General features: G+C 71.7%; 20 protein-coding genes and 1 tRNA gene. 10 read left to right on the forward strand and 11 right to left on the reverse strand.

All coding sequences use genetic code 11. The annotated features are described in order from the left end of the window. Positions 1-27 precede the first annotated feature (27 nt). A complete protein-coding gene (locus HNR13_RS13385; protein ID WP_179606493.1) occupies positions 28-768 on the reverse strand; it encodes a PP2C family protein-serine/threonine phosphatase in 741 nt (246 codons plus the stop codon). Continuing rightward, on the reverse strand, positions 765-1,871 hold the full coding sequence (locus HNR13_RS13390) for a TerC family protein (RefSeq protein ID WP_246312765.1): 1,107 nt from the start codon (positions 1,869-1,871) through the stop codon (positions 765-767). The genes HNR13_RS13385 and HNR13_RS13390 overlap by 4 nt, the downstream gene beginning before the upstream one ends. 139 nt (positions 1,872-2,010) lie before the next feature. Between HNR13_RS13390 and HNR13_RS13395 the strand changes: the two genes are divergently transcribed. After that, a complete protein-coding gene (locus HNR13_RS13395; protein WP_343063554.1) occupies positions 2,011-2,265 on the forward strand; it encodes a KTSC domain-containing protein in 255 nt (84 codons plus the stop codon). 22 nt (positions 2,266-2,287) lie between these two features. Here the strand turns inward: HNR13_RS13395 and HNR13_RS13400 are convergent, their stop codons facing one another. Next, on the reverse strand, positions 2,288-3,091 hold the full coding sequence (locus tag HNR13_RS13400) for an MBL fold metallo-hydrolase (RefSeq protein WP_179606495.1): 804 nt from the start codon (positions 3,089-3,091) through the stop codon (positions 2,288-2,290). Positions 3,092-3,217: 126 nt separating this feature from the next. Between HNR13_RS13400 and HNR13_RS13405 the strand changes: the two genes are divergently transcribed. Then, on the forward strand, positions 3,218-3,922 hold the full coding sequence (locus HNR13_RS13405; RefSeq protein ID WP_179606497.1) for a phosphatidate cytidylyltransferase: 705 nt from the start codon (positions 3,218-3,220) through the stop codon (positions 3,920-3,922). A 22-nt stretch (positions 3,923-3,944) separates the two neighbouring features. Next, positions 3,945-4,439, forward strand: coding sequence for a hypothetical protein (locus HNR13_RS13410; RefSeq protein ID WP_179606499.1), 495 nt, complete (start codon positions 3,945-3,947; stop codon positions 4,437-4,439). Between the two features lie 38 nt (positions 4,440-4,477). Here the strand turns inward: HNR13_RS13410 and HNR13_RS13415 are convergent, their stop codons facing one another. Then, positions 4,478-5,197, reverse strand: coding sequence for a hypothetical protein (locus HNR13_RS13415; protein WP_179606501.1), 720 nt, complete (start codon positions 5,195-5,197; stop codon positions 4,478-4,480). A 23-nt stretch (positions 5,198-5,220) separates the two neighbouring features. On the opposite strand from HNR13_RS13415, the gene HNR13_RS13420 reads away from it, so the two are divergent. Then, on the forward strand, positions 5,221-5,889 hold the full coding sequence (locus HNR13_RS13420) for a lysophospholipid acyltransferase family protein (RefSeq protein ID WP_179606503.1): 669 nt from the start codon (positions 5,221-5,223) through the stop codon (positions 5,887-5,889). Positions 5,890-6,029: 140 nt separating this feature from the next. Here the strand turns inward: HNR13_RS13420 and HNR13_RS13425 are convergent. Together HNR13_RS13425 and HNR13_RS13430 are read right to left on the reverse strand one after the other, a co-directional pair. Then, a tRNA-Glu gene (locus tag HNR13_RS13425) sits at positions 6,030-6,102 on the reverse strand. Between the two features lie 82 nt (positions 6,103-6,184). Beyond that, positions 6,185-7,099 carry a diacylglycerol kinase family protein gene (locus HNR13_RS13430; protein ID WP_179606505.1) on the reverse strand — a complete coding sequence of 305 codons (915 nt, stop codon included), beginning with the start codon at positions 7,097-7,099 and terminating at the stop codon, positions 6,185-6,187. Between the two features lie 110 nt (positions 7,100-7,209). Here HNR13_RS13430 and HNR13_RS13435 point away from each other — a divergent pair, with 110 nt between their 5' ends. Together HNR13_RS13435 and HNR13_RS13440 are read left to right on the forward strand one after the other, a co-directional pair. Then, positions 7,210-7,848 (forward strand): MBL fold metallo-hydrolase, encoded by a 639-nt coding sequence (locus HNR13_RS13435; protein ID WP_179606507.1) that lies wholly within the window; start codon positions 7,210-7,212, stop codon positions 7,846-7,848. Beyond that, a complete protein-coding gene (locus HNR13_RS13440; protein ID WP_179606509.1) occupies positions 7,845-9,236 on the forward strand; it encodes an FAD-binding domain-containing protein in 1,392 nt (463 codons plus the stop codon). Before HNR13_RS13435 ends, HNR13_RS13440 begins: the two co-directional genes overlap by 4 nt. On the opposite strand, the gene HNR13_RS13445 is transcribed toward HNR13_RS13440, so the two are convergent. Together HNR13_RS13445 and HNR13_RS13450 are read right to left on the reverse strand one after the other, a co-directional pair. Further along, on the reverse strand, positions 9,224-9,487 hold the full coding sequence (locus HNR13_RS13445; protein WP_246312766.1) for a hypothetical protein: 264 nt from the start codon (positions 9,485-9,487) through the stop codon (positions 9,224-9,226). The genes HNR13_RS13440 and HNR13_RS13445 overlap by 13 nt on opposite strands. Positions 9,488-9,538: 51 nt before the next feature. Continuing rightward, positions 9,539-12,361 (reverse strand): ATP-binding protein, encoded by a 2,823-nt coding sequence (locus tag HNR13_RS13450; protein ID WP_179606513.1) that lies wholly within the window; start codon positions 12,359-12,361, stop codon positions 9,539-9,541. Between the two features lie 135 nt (positions 12,362-12,496). Between HNR13_RS13450 and HNR13_RS13455 the strand changes: the two genes are divergently transcribed. The 3 genes from HNR13_RS13455 to HNR13_RS13465 all read left to right on the forward strand — a co-directional run bounded on the left by HNR13_RS13455 (position 12,497) and on the right by HNR13_RS13465 (position 13,960). Then, positions 12,497-12,745: an SCO4226 family nickel-binding protein gene (locus HNR13_RS13455; RefSeq protein ID WP_179606515.1), complete on the forward strand. Its 249-nt coding sequence runs from the start codon at positions 12,497-12,499 to the stop codon at positions 12,743-12,745. Positions 12,746-12,777: 32 nt separating this feature from the next. Continuing rightward, positions 12,778-13,047: a hypothetical protein gene (locus HNR13_RS13460; RefSeq protein ID WP_179606517.1), complete on the forward strand. Its 270-nt coding sequence runs from the start codon at positions 12,778-12,780 to the stop codon at positions 13,045-13,047. A gap of 64 nt (positions 13,048-13,111) precedes the next feature. After that, positions 13,112-13,960, forward strand: a complete 849-nt coding sequence (locus HNR13_RS13465) for a nuclease-related domain-containing protein (RefSeq protein WP_246312767.1) — start codon at positions 13,112-13,114, stop codon at positions 13,958-13,960. A 14-nt stretch (positions 13,961-13,974) separates the two neighbouring features. Here HNR13_RS13465 and HNR13_RS13470 read toward each other — a convergent pair whose 3' ends face one another. The 3 genes from HNR13_RS13470 to HNR13_RS13480 are packed head-to-tail and all read right to left on the reverse strand — an operon-like array spanning position 13,975 to position 17,937. After that, positions 13,975-14,847, reverse strand: a complete 873-nt coding sequence (locus HNR13_RS13470) for an alanyl-tRNA editing protein (protein WP_179606519.1) — start codon at positions 14,845-14,847, stop codon at positions 13,975-13,977. Between the two features lie 58 nt (positions 14,848-14,905). Then, the gene (locus HNR13_RS22050; RefSeq protein ID WP_343063555.1) at positions 14,906-16,621 is read right to left on the reverse strand and encodes an ABC transporter permease/substrate binding protein; all 1,716 of its coding nucleotides are present in this window, start codon (positions 16,619-16,621) and stop codon (positions 14,906-14,908) included. Beyond that, positions 16,618-17,937 (reverse strand): quaternary amine ABC transporter ATP-binding protein, encoded by a 1,320-nt coding sequence (locus tag HNR13_RS13480; protein ID WP_218881229.1) that lies wholly within the window; start codon positions 17,935-17,937, stop codon positions 16,618-16,620. The genes HNR13_RS22050 and HNR13_RS13480 overlap by 4 nt, the downstream gene beginning before the upstream one ends. 367 nt (positions 17,938-18,304) lie before the next feature. On the opposite strand from HNR13_RS13480, the gene HNR13_RS13485 reads away from it, so the two are divergent. After that, positions 18,305-19,273 carry a Dyp-type peroxidase gene (locus HNR13_RS13485; RefSeq protein ID WP_179606521.1) on the forward strand — a complete coding sequence of 323 codons (969 nt, stop codon included), beginning with the start codon at positions 18,305-18,307 and terminating at the stop codon, positions 19,271-19,273. The last annotated feature ends 24 nt before the right edge of the window (positions 19,274-19,297 follow it).

The following is a 19,297-nucleotide window of genomic DNA, read 5'->3' on the forward strand; positions in this document are numbered from 1 at the left end:
GGCGCGCGCGGGCCGCTCGCGCGGCGGTCAGCTCCGGGCGGCGGCCGGACGCACCACGAGCACGGTGACGTTGTCGTGCCCGCCCGCCGCGACCGCGGCCTCCACCAGCACCCCGGCCGGATCGGCGGGGTCGCCGGCCAGGATCTCCGCGATCGTCTCGTCGCTCAGCTCGCGGGTGAGGCCGTCGGAGCAGACCAGGAAGGTCCGCGCCTGGTCCAGCGGGATCAGCAGGCTGTCGGTGTCCACGAAGTCCTCCGCGCCGAGCGCGCGGGTGATGACGTTCCGCTCCGGGTGCACGGCCGCCTGCTCTGGCGTGATGAGGCCGGCGTCCAGGAGCTCCTGCACAGCCGAGTGGTCGGCGGTGAGCTGGGTGAGCGCGCGCTCGTCCCAGGAGTAGACGCGGGAGTCGCCGATGTTGACGACCATCCACTCCTCCGCGGCCCGCTCCGGCACCCGCACCCGCACGACGCCGGTGAGCGTGGTGCCCGCCACCGCCGCTCCGGTCTCCTCGGCGTCCGACAGCGCCCGCACGGCGGCGTTCGCCTCGTCGATCGCGGTGATGACTTCGTCCGGGGTCGGCGTCGTCCCGGCCGGGATTGTGCGGGCGAGGCTCTCGACCGCCGTCCGGCTGGCGACGTCGCCGCGCGCGTGACCGCCCATCCCGTCGGCGACGACGAAGACCGGGTCCTCCGCGAGGTAGCTGTCCTCGTTGACCTGCCGGACTGCTCCGGTGTCGCTGCGGGCGCTCACCTCGACGCGGGAAGTCATGTGCGTGGGTCCTCCGGGTGGTTCTGGGCCTGGGCGGCCTCGACGGTCGTCTCGGTCCCCACCGGCTCGCGCGGCGCCCGGTCGTCCGGGGCCGCTCCGTCATCCCCGTGGATGGCGTCGCCGACGGTGGTGCCGCTCGCGTGCAGCCTCACCAGACTAGCGACGGTCGCGACCACCATCGCACCGACTATCACCGCGAGCGAGGTCCAGGTGCTGATATCGGGGGCCCATTCGATGTGCTCGCCGCCGTTGACGAACGGCAGCGTGTTCTCGTGCATGGCGTGGAAGACCAGCTTGACGCCGATGAAGGCGAGGATGAACGCGATCCCGTATTTGAGGTAGACGAGCTTCTCCAGCAGGTGGCCGAGCAGGAAGTACAGCTGGCGCAGCCCCATCAGTGCGAAGACGTTCGCCGTGAAGACGATGAACGGGCTCTGGGTGATGCCGAAGATCGCCGGGATGGAGTCGAGCGCGAAGAGCAGGTCGGTGGTGCCGAGCGCGAGGAAGACGATGATCAGCGGCGTGAACATCCGCCGGCCGTTCACCGCGGTGCGCAGCTTGTTGCCCTCGTACTGGTCGGACACCTTCAGCCGGCGGCGCGCGAACCGGATGAGCCGGCCGTCCTTCGTGCCCTCGTCGTCGTGGTTACCGAACGCCTGGTGGAACGCCGTCCAGAGCAGGAAGGCGCCGAACAGGTAGAAGATCCAGCTGAAGGTCGCGATGAGCCCGGCGCCGAGCACGATGAAGACGCCGCGGAAGATCAGGGCGAGGATGATGCCCACCATCAGCACCTCCTGCTGGTACTTCCTGGGCACCGCGAACCTGCTCATGATGATGACGAACACGAACAGGTTGTCGATGCTCAGGCTGTACTCGGTGAGCCAGCCGGCGAGGAACTGCCCGGCGTGCTCCGCGTCGCCGACCAGGAGCATGAGCAGCGCGAAGATCAGCGCGAGCGCGACGTAGAACGCCACCCAGAGCGCGGACTCCTTGGGGCTCGGGATGTGCGGGCGCTTGAAGACGATCAGCAGATCGAACGCGAGGATGAGCAGCAGGACGACGAAGCTGCCGACCTCGAACCAGAGTGGGAGGGCGAGTTCCAACGGAGAGACCTTTCGAAGGGCGTACGGGACGGGCCCGAAAGTCTCTCCCGCACATCCGTGCCGCTGCGCCCGGGTCCGATCGGACCGTGATGACGTTCACAGCGCGAGGCCGCCCGGCCTCTTCGGGATACTCCCCTTCGTGAGCACCCAGTCTACCGGGTGCGCGTGTATCGTCCGCACCATGCGGCGCGAGGTGTTCGACAGCACGGCGATCGCCTCGGCGGGCTACGACGCGGACACCGCGGTGCTGGAGATCGAGTTCGGATCCGGCGGGGTCTACCGCTACCTGCTCGTCCCGCCCCGGGTCTGGCGCGAGCTGCGCGAGGCCGAGTCGCCCGGGCGGTACTTCGCGGAGAGCGTCCGGGGGCGGTTCCCGGAAGAGTGGGTGCCGTAGCGGGCTCTGCCGTGAATAGGGGTCAGCGCCGCGCGAGCAGCACCGCCTGCCGTTCGTGGACGCCGGCGACCCAGTCGTACACGGCGTCCGGGCCGAGCCGCGGGTCGCCGAGGGGGTCTCGGCCGTCGCGCAGCGCGAGGAGGTAGGCCCGGTCGAGGTCGATCCGCTCGCGGAGGCCGTCCGGCCCGGTGACCGAGCCGTGGCCGGGGACGACGACCTCGACGCCGTCCGCGATGCCCTCCAGGAGGGTGAGCGCCGCGAGGTAGTCCTCGATCGGCTCCTCCGCGCTGTGGTCGACGAGCGGGACGAGCACGTCGGACAGCAGGTCGCCGGCGACGAGCACGCCGCGCTCCTCGATCAGGAGGGCCGCGTGCCCGGCCGCGTGGGCGCGATGCTCGACGACGCGGGCACGGGGGCCGTCCCACGGGATCCACTCGGCGCGCTCGGGGAGGGCGGTGAGCTCGCCGAACAGCGTCAGCGGCACCCGTTCGGCGATGTCGGCCGGGATCATCGGGGCGACCCGCTCCCGCCAGGCGGCGTCCGCGAGGAACGCCTCGATGGCCGCGGCCGCGCGCGCCGTCGCGAAGCGCGGTGCGGAGCCGAAGCCGGGGTGCCAGAGGACGTGGTCCCAGTGCGGGTGCGTGGCGAAGCCGGCGGCGACCGGCTGCCCCGCTGCGCTCAGCTCCCCCGCGATCGTGGAGAGCTCTCCGTCGAGGATGCCCGGGTCGACCAGCAGCACCCCGGCGTCGCCGTCGACCACGACGGTGTTGGTCTGGCAGAACTCGCTCCGGCGGACGCGCACGCCCTCGGCGACCGGCTTCAGCATGGTGGCGACGGTAGCAGAGCGTTAGGCTGCCCGCTCACGGCGCTGACATTCTCGCCTGTAGCCGCCGATAGGCATGCCGGGATAGCCTCCATCAACCGGCGACGAATTTCAAAGGAGAGGTCCAGGATGGCGGTCGTGATCGTGGCGATTCCGTGGCTCTTCATGAGCCTCCTGGTCGGCGCCGCTGCGTGTGTACCGCTGTACGGCGGAAACCTCCGCCGGTTTCTCCGTTCGAGCCTCTTCGTGAAGGTGGTGATGTGGATCCCGCTGTTCGTGGTGTTCGTTGCTGCGGTTGCCGGCGGGTTCACCACCGGGCTCCTCCTGGGCGTCGGGCTCGCCTCGGTCGGAGCCGTCGAGTGGTTCCGCCGTGACCGTGCACGTCGCACCTGGTGGTACCTGGCGCTCTTCGCGGCATCCTGCGCGGCGTGGCCGATCTCGACCGCGAATCTCGCCCCGGCGCTATGGATGACATACTGCCTCTCCTCGGTGTTTTCCGATGTCATGGCGTTCTTCTTCGGGAGATACCTCGGCCGTCACCGCCTCCCGGACTGGATCAACCGGGGCAAGTCCTGGGAGGGTGTCTTCGGGCAGCTGATCGGAGGGGTTCTCGGGGTGCTCCACCTCGGGATGATCTTCGGCACGGAGCCGCCCCTGCTCGCGGGCCTGGTCATCGGCGCCGCGAGCGCGGCCGGGGACCTCGTCAACAGCGTCGCCAAGCGCATCGTCGGAGTCGAGGACTGGGGCTCCACGATCCCGGGTCACGGCGGCGTGATCGACCGGTTCTGCAGTCTGAACGTCGCTCTGACGGCAGCCGTCCTGCTGCCCAGGTGAATCGCTACCGAGGAGGCATCCGATGTCAGATCCCGAAGACGAGCAGTCCCGGCCCGAGAGCCCCGCGCCCGCCTCGTCAGACGCCGCGGATGACCCGATCGCATCCCCCACGCCTGCTCCCGCGAACGCTCATCCGCTCGAATGGAAATCGAAAGACGAATACGTCGCTGAGCGTTCGCAATCGGGCGTTTCGCGCACAGCCCGATGGTGGGGGATCGCGTTCGCGATCTTTCTTGTCACATGGATCATCGACATGTTCTTCCTCAGAGACCTGACGGCGGTAGGTGACCCCACTCTCCCGAAATTCATGCAGGGCAAGCCGATCGCGACCTTCGCACTGTTCGGCATGATCGTCTGCTACTTCGGCTATGTCGTGAGCATCTGGAAGGTGGAGGAACGGAAGGGTCGGAGCCGCACGTTGCTTGTTCTCGGCCTGATCGCGGTCGCGAACCCGATCAGCGCGATCATCCTGCTGTGGGTGACCTTCTGCGGTTGGAGCGGGTGCTACGGGATCTGAGTCTCGACCGCCGTGACTCGCAACCCCGCGCCACGAGTTCAGCTGTAGATGGCGCTCACCCGCATCAGCAGCAGCGTGAAGATGACGACGGCGCCGATGAGCAGGCGCACGTAGTTCCTGTACACGAAAGGGTGCACGATCGGGAAGAGCGCGACTGCGACCGAGTAGCCGATCACGTAGCGCGAGAGACGAACCACGACGGCGAACCCGATGAATACGAGCGCGCTCCAGAAGCCCATCGTGGGGGCGTGCGCGAGAAAGACCTTGTACGGAACGCCGGAGAACGGCTGGTTGACGAGGGCGAGCGTTCCCATCTTCCGGTACCACTCATCGGTCTGCGTCAGCATCCGTGGATAGACGTAAGGCACCCGCAGCAAGAGTTCATCCGGCAGCCGCCACGTCAGCGCGATGATGGTTCCGACGATCGTGCCCGCGAGGTCGTACGTGAGCAGGCTCACCTTGTGCCTCACTTTCATGAAGACGATCAGCACGAGCAGGAACTCGGGAATCACCCACCACACGAGTGCCTCGGCGAGCGCCCAGCAGAACACCAAGGCGTTCGACTCCCGGCTGACGAGGAAGAACTCCATGAACTGGTTGATGTGGGGCCGCTTGTCGCGGACCTCTCGCCGGTGGCGAAGAGCGAACACCGTGACGAAGGGCAGCGCGAAGACAGCGATCCCGCCCGCCACCACGAGCAGGTTCCATCCGAATTGTGCGATAAACGAACCCACGGGCGCACGATAGCGTGAACCCACACCCGAAGCGGGAAGGCAGTTCGATGACGCTGTACTGGCTCCTCAAGGTTCTTGTGGGGCCGCTCGCGATGCTGGTGTTCCGGCCGTGGACGCGCGGACGAACCCGCGTGCCCCCGCATGGCCCCGTCATCCTCGCTGCGAACCATCTCTCCCTCGTGGACTGGTTGCTGATCCCCCTTGTCACGCCACGGCGCGTCACATTCCTCGCCAAGAGCGAGTTCTTCGAACTTCCCGGCTTCGGAGGCGCATTCGTTCGATGGCTGATGAGGACGAGCGGGCAGATCCCCGTCCACAGGGCGGGCGGACTGGCCGCAGATCGTGCGCTCGACCGCGCTGTCGACATTCTCGGACACGGCTCAGTCGTCGGTATCTTCCCGGAAGGCACCCGGAGCCCGGACGGTCGCCTCTATCGCGGGAGGACCGGCGTCGCACGCCTCGCGCTGGAAACCGGCGCGACCGTCATCCCGGTCGCCGTGATCGGGACGGACCGCGTCCTGCCCATCGGGGCACGGGTGCCGCGAATCCACCGTGTCGGCGTGGTCTTCGGGCGACCGAGGCACTACGGCGAGATCCGCGGGACGACGGATGAGGGCGTCCTCCGGGCGATCACCGACGAGATCATGCACGACCTCACCGCTTTGACCGGCCAGCCGTACTGCGACTCCTACGCGGCAGACTTCCGTCTTCCTTAGCGTGTCGATGGCTGCATGTTGTCAGCAGTACGGAGGCCCTCGACGAATCGGATCTCCACCACGACACCGGAAACGAAGCGACCAGCCAACGGCAAGAAAAAAGCCCGCTTCCCTTGAAAATCAAGGGAAGCGGGCGAATGTGACCCCAGCGGGATTTGAACCCGCGTTACCGCCGTGAGAGGGCGACGTCCTAGGCCGCTAAACGATGGGGCCGTTTTTGCAACTCATTGATAATGCCACAGATGGGGGCCTTCCTCCAAAACGGCGCCGTCGGCCCGGGTGTGTCGCGCGGCCGTCAGACCAGGACGCGGAGCGCGCCGGGGACGACGGCGACCTCGACCGGGAGCGGCCCGATCCGCTCGCCGTCGGCGTAGGCGACGACGCCCTCCGCCTCGATCCGCACCGTGCTCAGCCCGCGGAACGAGACCTCGGGCAGGCCGGTGTGCTCGCCGCGGAACACCTTCGGGAAGAGCCGGAGGAAGCGCGGGCGCGACATCCGGGTCACCACGAACAGATCGAGACGGCCGTCGGCGAGGTCGGCGTGCGGGACGATGCGCATCCCGCCGCCCAGCGAGCGGTTGTTGGCGACCGAGACCAGCATCGCCTCCGTCTCGATCGGCTCGCCGTCGGCGAGGATCCGGTACGGGCGGGCGTGCAGGACCGCGAGCTCGCGCAGCAGCGCGAACACGTAGCGGCTGCGGCCGCGCGGACGGGTCATCAGGTTGGCCCGCTCGTTGACCGTCGCGTCGAACCCGGCCGAGAGCACGCAGCCGAACCAGGTGCTCAGCTCGGCGTGCTGCTCTCCGTGCCGGATCAGGCCGGCGTCGATCGTGCGCGGCGGGCGGCCGAGCGCCTCCAGGAGCTGATCGATCGCGGCCTCCGCGTCGGCGGTGGGGATGCCCAGGCCGTCGGCCAGGTCGTTCCCGGTCCCGCTCGGCACGATCCCGAGCGGGGTCGGCGTCTGGGCGACGATGTTGATGCCGAGGTTGGCCATGCCGTCTCCCCCGACGACGACGAGCGCATCAGCGCCGGCCTCGACGGCGCGGCTGGTCTCCCGGCGGAGCAGCTCGATGTTGGCCTCGTCCACCGCGATCACCGTGTGGCCGGCGGCACGCAGCCGCTCGACGACGCGCGGCCCGACGTCGCGGCGCCGGCCGAACGACGCCATCGGGTTGACCGCGACGACGACAGTCCGAGGGGAGACAGGCATAGACCACGACTATGGCATAGCCGCCGTCCCCCGCAGCGCGACACGACCGGAGCCGACGCTGGAGCCGGCCGGACCTGGCGCGCGATCGCCGGTCGAGGTTTGATGATGCCATGAGACTGACGAAGTTCGAGCACGCCGCCCTGCTCCTGGAGGAGTCCGGGAAGAAGCTCTTCATCGATCCGGGCAGCTTCACCTCGCCCCTGACGGACACCGCGAACACCGTGGCCATTGTCATCACGCACGAGCACGCCGACCACTGGACGCCCGAGCAGCTGAAGCGCGTCGTGGAGATGAACTCCGACGTGCCGATCTTCGCGCCAGAGGGCGTGGCCCGGGCTGCGGAGGACTTCGACATCACCGTGGTGCACGCCGGCGACACCGTCGAGGCGGGACCGTTCACCCTCCGCTTCTTCGGCGGCCGCCACGCGGTCATCCACGAAAGCATCCCCGTGGTCGACAACCTCGGCGTCCTGGTGAACGACGAGCTCTACTACGCGGGCGACTCGTTCGTCATCCCGGAGGGCGTCGAGCTCGACGTCCTGGCCGTGCCGGCGGGCGCTCCCTGGATGAAGGTCGCCGAGACGATGGACTACGTGCTCGCGACGAAGCCGAAGCGCACCTTCCCCACGCACGAGATGGTGCTCTCGCGCGCCGGCAAGGACCTGTCGAACGCCCGGATCGCCTGGGCCACCGAGCAGGGCGGCGGCGAGTTCTTCGCGCTCGAGCCGGGCGACACGCTCGACCTGTGACGGCCGACACCCGCCCCGCGGTCGTCTGGTTCCGCGACGATCTCCGGGTGGCCGACAACCCGGCGCTCGACGTGGCCGCGCGCACCGGCCGGCCGGTGGTCTGCCTGTACATCCGCGACGACGAGTCCCCCGGCGTGCGCCCGCTCGGCGGCGCCGCGCGGTGGTGGCTGCACCACAGCCTCACCGCGCTGGCCGCCGGGCTCGACGACGTGGGCGCCCGGCTGGTCGTGCGCAGCGGCCCCGCCGAGGCCGAGCTCGCCGCGCTGATCGCGGAGCTGCAGCCCGCAGCGCTGTACTGGAACCGCCGCTACGGCGCCGCAGAGCGCCGCATCGACACCGCGGTGAAGGCGTCCGCGCGCGAGGCCGGGATCGAGGCCGAGAGCTTCGGCGCGAACCTGCTCTTCGAGCCGTGGACCATCCGCACCGGCTCGGGCACGCCGTTCTCGGTCTTCACCCCGTTCTGGCGGGCATGCCTGTCGGCGCCGGCGCCGCGCAAGCCCCTCGCGGCGCCGCAAGCGCTGACCGCGGGTCCGTCCGTCGACGGTCTCACCGTCGACGACCTCGACCTGCTGCCGACCCGGCCCGACTGGGCGGGCGGCCTGCGGGAGACCTGGGAGCCGGGCGAGCGGGCGGCGCACGCCGACCTCGACCGGTTCGTCACCGACGCCCTGGCCCGCTACCGCGACGACAGGGACGTCCCCGGCGTCGACGGCACCTCCCGGCTCTCCCCGCGCCTGCGCTGGGGCGAGCTGAGCCCGCACCAGGTCTGGCACGCGGTCGCCGGCGCGCGCGACCGCGACGACGCGGCGGCGAACAGCGCCGCCACCTTCCTCTCCGAACTCGGCTGGCGGGAGTTCGCCCACCACACGCTCTTCGAGCACCCCGACCTCGCCACCGTCAACATCCATCGCGAGTACGACTCCTTCCCCTGGCCGCGCCTGCACCCGTCCGTGCTGCACGCCTGGCAACAGGGTCGCACCGGCGTCCCGCTCGTGGACGCGGGGATGCGGGAACTGTGGAGAACCGGCGTCATGCACAACCGGGTGCGGATGGTCGTGGCGTCCTTCCTCACCAAGAACCTGCTGATCGACTGGCGCCGCGGCGAAGAATGGTTCTGGGACACGCTGGTCGACGCCGACGCCGCCAACAACCCCTTCAACTGGCAGTGGGTCGCCGGCTCCGGCGCGGACGCGGCGCCGTACTTCCGGGTGTTCAACCCCGAGCTGCAGCGCACCAAGTTCGATCCGCACGGCGACTACGTGCGGCGCTGGGTCCCGGAATGGGACACCGGCGACTACCCGGAGCCGATCGTCGACCTGGGCGAGTCGCGGCGCGCGGCGCTCGCCGCGTACGACACCGTGAAGAAGGCGGGCGCTCAGCGGGCGTGATCGGCGAGGATCTGGTCCACGTCGATCTGCTGCAGCAGCGCCTGCCAGTCCAGCGAGCGGGCGACCTCGGCCAGGTCCTCGTCGGCCAGCACCTTGCCGCTGCGCTCGACCACGATCCCGGCCGGCAGCTTGCGGTTCAGCTCGGCCAGGATGGCGTCGTCCACGGCCTCGGTGTCGAAGTCGGCCCCGACCTGCGCGTAGTAGTCGGACGAGAGCGTGTAGGAGACGATCCCGGTTTCGATCTGGCTCATGTGCCGCATCGTAGCCCGCCGGGCTCCGCGGGCGTCAAGACCCGCCAGCCGTCAGGCCCCGCGCTCGGCCGCCCACGCCGCGATCTCCGACCGCCGCGACGCGCCCAGCTTCGCCAGGATGTGCTCGACGTGCGTCGACACGGTCTTCGGCGCGATGTGCAGGGCGGCGGCGATCTCCCGGTTCGTCGCCCCGCCCGCGATCCGCACCGCCACCTCGCGCTCCCGCGCGCTGAGCGTCGTCGGTTCGACGCCTTCCGCCAGCCGTGCGGCGAGCTCGTCGACACGGCCCTGGAGTACGGACCCGCGCGACCGGGCGGCGGCCTCGGCGAGCAGCGCGGCCGCCTCGGCCGGGCTGCGGGTGCGTCGCGCGCACTCGGCCCGGTCCAGGAGCGCCTGCGTGCCCTCCCACCAGCGGCCGATCCCGTCCCAGCCCGCGGAGGCGGACTGCAGCAGCTCCTTGGCGTCGCCCGGCCGCCGCTCGCGCAGGGCCAGGACACCGGCCGCGTGCTGGAGCGCGGACTCCGTTCCGGGGATGCTCCGCCGGCCGACCAGGACGCCGACCCGCTCCAGCCACGTCCGCGCACCGGCGACATCGCCTGCCGCGAGGTAGGCCCGCACGCCGGTGAGTGCGAACGGGAAGACGTAGGCGGAGTCCTCGACGCGGTGCGACTCGGCCGCGCCGCGCTCGCAGTAGCGGATGGCCGCGACGTGGTCGCCGGAGAGCAGGGCCGTCTCAGCGAGCCCCCAGAGCGCGGGCGACAGGCGCTGCAACTCCTGCATCCGCTCGCCGATCGCTTCTGCCCGGAGCAGCACCTCCTCCGCGCGCGGGAGGTCGCCCGACGAGAGCGCGCAGTAACCGAGCACGTGCAGGGCGGTCACCTCGGTGGTGATCCCGCCGCGGCCGTCGGCGAGCGCGTGGCCGGCGAGCTCTGCCGCCGCGGCCAGCTCGCCGGTGGCCCAGCGGACGTGCGCCAGGTGTGCGGTGAGGTAGTGGGCGTCGTTCCAGCGCTCGATGCGCTCGGCGTACGCGATGCCGTCCGCCAGCCATCCGGCGCCGCGGTCGTACTGGAGCAGCACGGACGCGCTCGAGCCGAGCATCCGGTAGGCGCGGGCGGCCGCCTCCTCCCTGCCGTGGGCCGCGCCCTCCTCCGCCGCAGTGCGCAGCAGCTCCCACGCCGGCTCGCCCTCGCCTGCGAAGACCAGGACGGAGCCGAGGGTGGCGTCCACGCCGATGCGGTCGGCCTCGTCCGTCAGCAGCCCGCGCGCCTCCTCCGCGACCCGGCGGCCGTCGTCCAGCCGCCGCTCCAGCATGGCGGCGGCGGCCTGCGCGGCGAGCAGCCGGCCGCGCACGTGGACACCCTCTGCCGTCTCGTCCCCGTCGATCCAGCCGAGCGCCGAGCGGATCGCGGCCACGCGGGCCGGGTAGTCCGCGCCGAGCAGGTGGCGGGCGGCGACGAGCGCGGGGACGACCGCGGCCGCCTCCCGGTCGGCCCCGGCCGCGTGGTACAGCTCGACGGCACGCGCGAACTCCGCCTCCGCCTCGCGGTTGGCGTCGACGGCGGCGAGCTCCGCCCCGAGCCGGCGCAGGAGCTCGGCCCGGTCGCGGCCGGTCACGGCGAGCGGCATGGTGCGCTGCGCCCGCCGGTAGAGATCGGCCGCCTCGCGGTGCGCGGAGAGCGCCGACGCCCGCTCGGCGGCGCGCCGGGCCAGGGCGTATGCCTCCCGCGCCCGCCCCGCGCGCTCGCTGTGCAGCGAGAGCAGCGCGTCGGAGAGGACGGCCCCGGCGTCAACCACCCGACCGTGCAGGATGCGCCGACGCGCCGACGGCACCGCGGAGTACACCGCGTCGCGGATCAGGGCGTGCCGGAAGTCGTACGAGCCCGCCGCGGTCCGGACCAGGAAGTGCTGCCCGGCCAGGTCGTCCAGCGCCGCCTCCCGCGCCGCCCGGTCGAGCTCGTCGCCGACCACCACGGCCAGCAACCGGGTGTCGAACTCGCGCCCGATCACGGCCGCCGCCTCCAGCACCGCCGCCGAGGACGGCGACAGGCCGCGCGTCCGGGAGAGCACCGCCGCCGCCACGGTCTCCGGCGCGCCGTCGGAGCCCCCGGCGACCAGCTCCTCGACGTGCAGCGGGATGCCGTCGCTCACCGCGTGCAGGCGGGCCACCTCCTCGGCGGAGGCCTCGGTCCCCCGGATCGCGGCGAGCATGCGCGCGACGCCGGCCGCGTCCAGCCGCACCGGCCGGACCTCCTCCGCGAGCCGGTGCCCGACCAGCTCCAGCCGCCACGCCGTCGCCTCCTCGGCCACTTCCGGATCCTGGGTGCGGAACGTCGCGACCAGCAGGCTCGGCCGCTCGCGCACCGCCGCCGCGACCCTGCGGAGCACGTCCAGCGCGAGCTGGTCCGCCCAGTGCACGTCCTCCAGGGCCAGGATCGTCGGGAGCACGAGCACCGTCGCCAGGGTGGACGCGAGCTCCGCGACCAGCAGGCGCCGCCGCGTCGAGCGCGTCGTCGGGTCCTCGGGCGCGGCCATCGTCGGGTCGCCGCGGAGCACCAGCCCCCTGATCCGCTCGGCGGCGGGCCCGTCGCCCGCCTCGGCAAGCGACGCGGCGATGCCGAGCAGCAGCATGCCCGGCGTCTCACGGTCGTCCGCATAGGCGTCGGCGTGGAGGCGGCGCGCTGAGCCGAGGGCGACGACCTCCTCCATCAGCCGCGACTTGCCGATCCCGGCCTCCCCCGCGATGAGGAGGAGCCCACCGCGGCCGTCTAGAGCGGCGGCCTCCCGGCGGCGCGCCAGCGCGAGCAGGTCCTCCCTGCCCACGAACACCGGGCACACGCGTTCGATGCCCCGGAACGACGACGCCGCCGCTTCCATGCGCGAAGCATAGCCCCGCGTGCGCAGGCGGAGCACCGGGATCGGTCGGATGACCGATGCCGCGCCGGCGGCCGCGGGCGAGACTCCGATCGAGGCGGGGACGGGATTCCCCGCCCGCGAGGAGAGGAACCGACTATGTCACGATTCATGGACGTTCACGACGGATTCGTCGGCGTCACGGAGGACCAGCTGGCCGAGGCGCACGCCGCCGACCTCGCGGTCGAGGGCGAGGAGGGAGTGCACTTCGAGACCGCGTGGCTGGACCCGGAGAGCGGCAAGGTGTTCTGCCTGTCGACCGGGCCGTCGAAGGAGGCGGTGATGCGCGTGCACGAGAAGGCGGGGCACCCGACCGACCAGGTCTACGCGGTCGACATCGTGGTCTGACCCCGGCGCCCATGCGGCGTACAGTGCGCCGCATGACGGATGGACACGACGAGGCCCCGGTGACCCGCGCGCACGAGCTCCAGGACCGGGTCGCCGAGCTCGGTGAGACGCCGGAGGACGCCCTGGAGCAGGTCGCCGGCCGCAACGACGCGCTCGAGGAGAAGCTGCCGGACGGCGACCCTCCGCACGGCGACGGTCTCCACGACGACCGCCCCCGCGACGACGGATCCGAGGAGCGCGCGGACGGCGACCGCGCGGACGCCGACCTGGCCCGCGGCGAGGGGGCACCCGGCCAGGGGTAGGCCGCGGCGGTCGTCCCTCACTGGGGACTGGGGCGTCCTTGCGCGCGTCCCTACGCTGGCAGGGATGAACGACGACGGACGGCGCGCGACGCGCATGCGCGACCGCGCCCCCGGGGCTGCGGTGATGGAGCAGGTCGTGCGGCTGCAGACCCAGGCTCCGCCGCGTTCCGCCCTGGCGCGCGCCCTCGGGACGCGGCCGATCGCGGCGGATGCGGCGCCGTGGTACGCGGGCGCGCTCGGCGAGCGGGAGGTCGGCGCACTGCTCGACCGGCTGCCGGAGGGCTGGAGCGTCTTCCACGCCGTGCCGGTCGGGACGAAGCCGGACGCGACGGGGGCCGTCGCGGACGTCGACCACATCGTCGTCGGGCCGCCCGGCGTGTTCGTCGTCAACACCAAGCACCATCGCGGGCAGCGGGTCTGGGTCGGCGAGCGCGCGGTCCTCGTCGCCGGTCAGAAGCAGCCGTACCTGCGCAATTCGGACTTGGAGGCCTCCCGCGTCCGCGGCGTCCTCGCTCAGGCGGGCATCGCCGCCCCGGTGACGGCCGTCGTCGCCCTCGTCGGCACCAGGGAGGTCACGGTGCGCCAGCAGCCGCGCCGGGTGCTCGTCATCCGCGCCGAGGGGCTCGTGCGGTGGCTGACCCGGCGCCCCGCGGTGCTGGACGCCGCCACGACCGCCGCTGTCGCCCGGTTGTTCGACGACCCGTCGACCTGGCGACCGGTGCCGTCGCCGGCGGACACTGTTGCTGCCGACACTGCTGCAGTCGGCGCGGTTGCGGCCGACACGGCCGAGCGGTTCGCGTCGATCGAGCGCGAGGTCAGGAACGCGCAACTCGTGCGTTTCGGCTGGGGCGTCGCCGTCGCGCTCGGCGCGGTGGCCGTCGCGCTGCCGGTGTTCGCCGTCCTGACGCGCTGAGGGCTGCCCCGGCCTCAGACCGGGACGGCCGTGGTCCGCATGGTGAGCGCCGCCGCCTCCTGGTCGTAGTCGAGCTCCACGCGGATCGCCGCGACCTCCGCGAGCGAGTGCAGGTGGGTGCCTCCGCACGGGATCTCGACCACGCCGTCCGGGAGTCCCGCGCGCCAGCGCCTGCGCTCCCCCAGCCCGTCACCGTCGCGCTCGATCGAGATGGCGACGTCCGCGCCGGCGGCGACCCACCCGGCCAGCAGGGCGTTCGCGGCCGCCGTCACCGCGGCGAGCGCCTCCGGCAGCTCTGCGGCGGCGAAGCCCTTCTTCCGCAGGCTCTTGCCGATGCGGTACTCGTCGACCGAGCCGTCCGGGAGGATGCGCGAGGAGGCGATGGCGAGCTGGTCGAACGCGGGCTGCCCGCGGCCGTCGAGCGGGACGTCCTTCGTCCAGAGGCCCGCGAGCGCCTCGTCCAGGGCCAGGGAGGCCAGGTGGCACGCGGTGTGGCCGGCGGAGAGGGCGCGCCGGGTCTCCCCGTCGACCGTCACCTCGACGGTGGCGCCGGTGTCGATGCCGGTCGCGTCGTCCACCAGGTGGCAGACCAGGAAGGACCAGCCGTCGGTCCCGGTGCGGACCGGGGCGTCTCCGACGTGGAGCGCCGCCCCGTCGGTCGCCCCGACCACCGCCCCGACCACGGGCACGCTGCGGCCGTCGGCGGTCAGCGTGCCGGTGTCGGCGGGCTGGTCGGGCCAGACCGGGTCGACCGGGTGGAAGGCGGTGCGGTCGAGGATCACCGCGCTGCGGCCGTCGGCGAGGGGCTCGACGTGCAGGACGGTTCCGGTGGAGGCGAGGTCGCCGTCGGGGTAGGTGACGAGGGTGTCGCCGGCGGGGAGGGTCATCCCTCCAGCGTAGGGGCTGGAGCGACGGCCCTCCCGGCGCGGCTGCGCGGCTGCGCGACTACTTCGTGAGCGAGTCGACGTACGCCGAGTGCGCGTCCATCCACTTCTCCACGATGCCGTCGTACTGGCTGGAGTCGGCCTTTCCGTTGTACAGCGCGTTCTCCAGCGAGTAGAGCAGGTCCGACTTCATGTGGAACCTCTTCACCCATTTCGCGATCTGCGGGAACTTCTGCGGGAAGTCCGTGCTGGCGATCGAGTGGATGGACTCCGCAGCGCCCAGGGTGTTCTTCGGGTCCGTGAGGTCCTTCAGGTCCCACTGGTCGTACGCCCAGTGCGGCCGCCAGAGGGTCACGGCGATGTTGTCGTGCTTCTTCATCGCGCTGGACAGCTCGGCGAGCATCGCCGGCGTGGAGGAGGTGACGTAGTCCAGCTTCCCGAGCCCGTACTCCGGGATGATCTTCTTCTGGGTCGCCTCGGTGAGCCCGGCGCCCGGCTCGATGCCGACCAGCCTGTTGCCGAAGTCGGAGGCGTGCGAGGCGAGCTGGTCGAGCGAGTCGATCGGGGCGTCCTTGTTGACCGCGATGGTCAGCTTGGCCTCGTCGTTCCAGGCGCCGAGGTCGGTGAGGTGCGCGCCGTAGGTCTTCATGTACTGCGCGTGCGTGGTCGGCAGCCAGCCGTCGAAGGCGATGTCGTAGTCGCCGGTGCTGAGGCCGGCGAAGGCCGGTCCGGCGTCGGCGTACGCGAAGTCGACCCGGTAGCCCTCGCGCTCCAGCACGTGCTTCCACAGGTAGGACGCCGCCTCGCCCTCCGGCCAGCCGTTGAACACGGCGACCTTCACGGTGCCCTTGTCGCCGCCCGCGGTGGAGGCCGCGGTCACGGCCGTGCCGCCGATCACGACGAGCAGAGCCGCGCCGAGGACCGCGAGGGCGCGCTTGGGCATCCGCAGCCGGGCCTTCCCGACCGCGGCGGTGAGCCGGTCGAGCACGATCGCCAGGATGACGACGGCGATGCCCGCCTCGAAGCCGAGGCCGACGTCCACCCGGCTGAGCGCCTGGACGATGTCGCGGCCGAGCCCGCCGCCGCCGACCATGCCGGCGATGACGACCATCGAGAGCGACAGCATGATGACCTGGTTGACGCCGGCGAGGATCGACGGCATCGCCAGCGGCAGCTGGATCTGGCGCAGGATGCGGCGCGGCGGCGAGCCGAACGCACGCCCGGCCTCCACCAGCTCGCTGTCGACGCCGCGGATGCCGAGCTCGGTGAGCCGCACCCCGGGCGCCATCGCGAACACGATCGTCGCGACCATGCCCGGCACGACGCCCACGCGGAACAGGATGAGCGCCGGGATCAGGTACACGAACGCCGGCATCGTCTGCATGAAGTCGAGCACCGGGCGGATGATCGCCGACGCCGTCCGGGACCGCGCCGCGAGGATGCCGAGCGGCACGCTCAGCGCGATCGCGATGGCCGAGGAGACCAGCACGAGCGCCAGGGTGTCCATCGCGTTCGGCCACTGGCCGATGCCCGCGATCAGCAGGAGGCCGAGGACGGTCCCGGCGCCGAACACCCAGCCGCGCAGCCACACAGCGAGGATCGCGACGATGAGGATGACACCCCAGAACGGCGGCGTCTGCAGCACCCAGTCGACGCCGTCGTACATCCCCGTGAAGACGATGCGGATGACGTCGAACAGGCCGCCGAACGTGGTCGTGACGAAGTCGACGACCGCGGTCGCCCACTGGCCGAGCGGGATCAGATGGGCGGTGTTCACGCGACCACCTCCGCCTCGTCAGCGACGAGCGGGACGGCGTCGTCTCCGGCGGACTCCCGCAGGGCCAGCGTCATCGCGTCCACCGGAACGGTCGCGGGCGGCTCGACGACGACGGGGATCTCGGTGGTGTCGCTGGACACGTTGCCGAGCGCCGCGAGCAGGGTTACCCGCGGGATCACCCCGAGCAGGCGGTGCTGGTCGTCCACCACCGCGAGCGGGAGGGCGCTGCCGACGGCGGGCTCCACCAGCTCGCTGAGCACCTCGTCGCGGGACACCGTGGCGATGTCCGAGTCGATGGCCTCGGACAGGTCGCCCTGACCGTCCCGCACCTGGCGCATGACCTCGCGGTCGCGCACGGCGCCCAGTAGCCGGCGGCCCTGGCCGACGACGAAGGCGGCGGAGGTCTGCAGGTCGCGCATGGTCCGCATCGCCGCGCGGGGGCCGCCCGCGACGGTGACCAGCGCACGCGCCGGCTCCATGACGCTCGCGGCGGTCAGCACGCGGGCGCGGTCGACGTCCTGCACGAAACTGGCGACGTAGTCGTTCGCAGGGTCGGTGAGGATCTCCTCCGGCGTCCCGGTCTGGACGATCCGGCCGTCGCGCATCACGGCGATCCGGTCGCCGAGGAACATCGCCTCGTTGAGGTCGTGCGTGATGAACACGATGGTCTTGCCGAGCGTGCTCTGCAGTTCGAGCAGCTGCTCCTGCATCTCGCGGCGGATCAGCGGGTCGAGGGCTGAGAACGCCTCGTCCATCAGCAGCACGTCGGTGTCGGCGGCCAGCGCCCGGCCGAGGCCGACCCGCTGCTGCATCCCGCCGGAGAGCTCGCCGGGGAGTTTGTCGCCCCAGCCGCCGAGGCCGACCAGCTCCAGCACTTCGGCCGCGCGCTCGCGGCGCGCCGCGGCCGGCGTCCCCTGCACCTCGAGGCCGTAGGCGATGTTGTCGAGGACGGTCCGGTGCGGCAGCAGGGCGAAGTGCTGGAACACCATCGAGATGTGCTGCTGCCGGACGGCGCGGAGCTTCGCCCCCGCCAGGCCCGTGATCGTGGTGCCCATGACGTCCACCTCGCCGGCGGTGGGCTCCAGCAGCCCGTTCAGCAGGCGGATCAGCGTGGACTTGCCCGATCCGGACAGTCCCATCACGACGAAGATCTCGCCACGGCGGACGGTGAGGCCGGCGTCGATGACGGCGGCCGTCCCCAGGCCGGTGACCTCGTCACGGTCGGCGCCCTGCCGGAGCCGTCGCACGGCCTCCTGGGGTTTGCGTCCGAAGACCTTGAAGATGTTCCTCGCCTCGACGGCGATCGTGTCGCTCAACGTGTCTCTCCCGCGGCGCACGCTCGCGCCAGGCGACGCACGCACAGTGGTAGCGCCCGGGTCGGCGGCATGCGGCGACGGCAGGACGACTCCAGCGCGGACCGTCCGCGCGAATCACCGCCGCTGGCGCGACCATCGGGGTGCGCCCACGCCAGCCGATCGTACGATCGGGGCGGGGCCACCTGTGCGGCCGCACGGCCCTGATCGCGGGCTGGTTCACCTCCGGCGCACGAACCTTTCGGCGCGCCGGGGCGCCTTCGACGCTATCAGGGTCTTCGCAGCGATCGCCAATCGAGAGCGGGTGAAAACGCGTCAGCGAGCCGGCCGCACCTATCGCGGATCCCGGGTTTTCCGGCAGAGTGTGCGCATGGCGAACAGCACTGGCGACCACCCCTGGCACCGCGTCCCGATCGAGCCGCAGAGCGTCGACGCGCCGCTCTCGCAGGCGGCCGTGTTCCTCGTCGTGACCGTCGCGGACTCCCCCGACGCCGCCGCGACGGCGCGGGAGGTCGTGTCGGGCATCTCCGACCTCGTCAAGACCGTCGGCTTCCGCGACCTGGGCGCCCACCTGTCCTGCAACATCGGCGTGGGGGCGGGCTTCTGGAGCCGGCTGACCGACGCGGCGCCGCCGACGGAGCTGCACCCGTTCCGGGAGGTCCGCGGCGCCGTCCACACCGCCGTCTCCACCCCGGGCGACCTGCTGTTCCACATCCGGGCGGAGCGCGGGGACTTCTGCTTCGAGTTCGAGCGGCAGCTGCTCGATGCGCTCGGCAACGCGGTGACCGTCGTGGACGAGGTGGTCGGGTTCCGCTACTTCGACGCCCGCGACCTGCTCGGCTTCGTCGACGGCACCGCCAACCCGACCGGAAGCGACATGGCGGCCGCCGCGATCGTGGGCGACGAGGACCCGGCGCACGCCGGCGGCAGCTACGTCGTCGTCCAGAAGTACCTGCACGACCTCGCCTCCTGGAACCGGCTGCCGGTGTCGTCGCAGGAGGACGTGATCGGGCGTACGAAGGTCGAGAACATCGAGCTCGCCGACGTGGAGCACGGGCAGAAGGCGCACAAGACGCTCAACACGATCACCGACGAGAACGGCGTGGAGCACGACATCCTGCGCGACAACATGCCGTTCGGCCGGCCGGGCCACGGGGAGTTCGGCACCTACTTCATCGGCTACTCGCGCGAGCTGTGGGTGATCGAGCGCATGCTGGAGCGCATGTTCGTCGGCGACCCTCCCGGCAGCCACGACCGCATCCTCGACTTCTCGACGGCCGTCACCGGGACGACGTTCTTCGTGCCGACCCGCGGCTTCCTGGAGTCCCTCGGCGACTGACCCGGACCAGCGGGGCCGCCGGCC

It is taken from the genome of Leifsonia shinshuensis (assembly GCF_013410375.1).
Classification (GTDB): Bacteria; Actinomycetota; Actinomycetes; order Actinomycetales; family Microbacteriaceae; genus Leifsonia; species Leifsonia shinshuensis.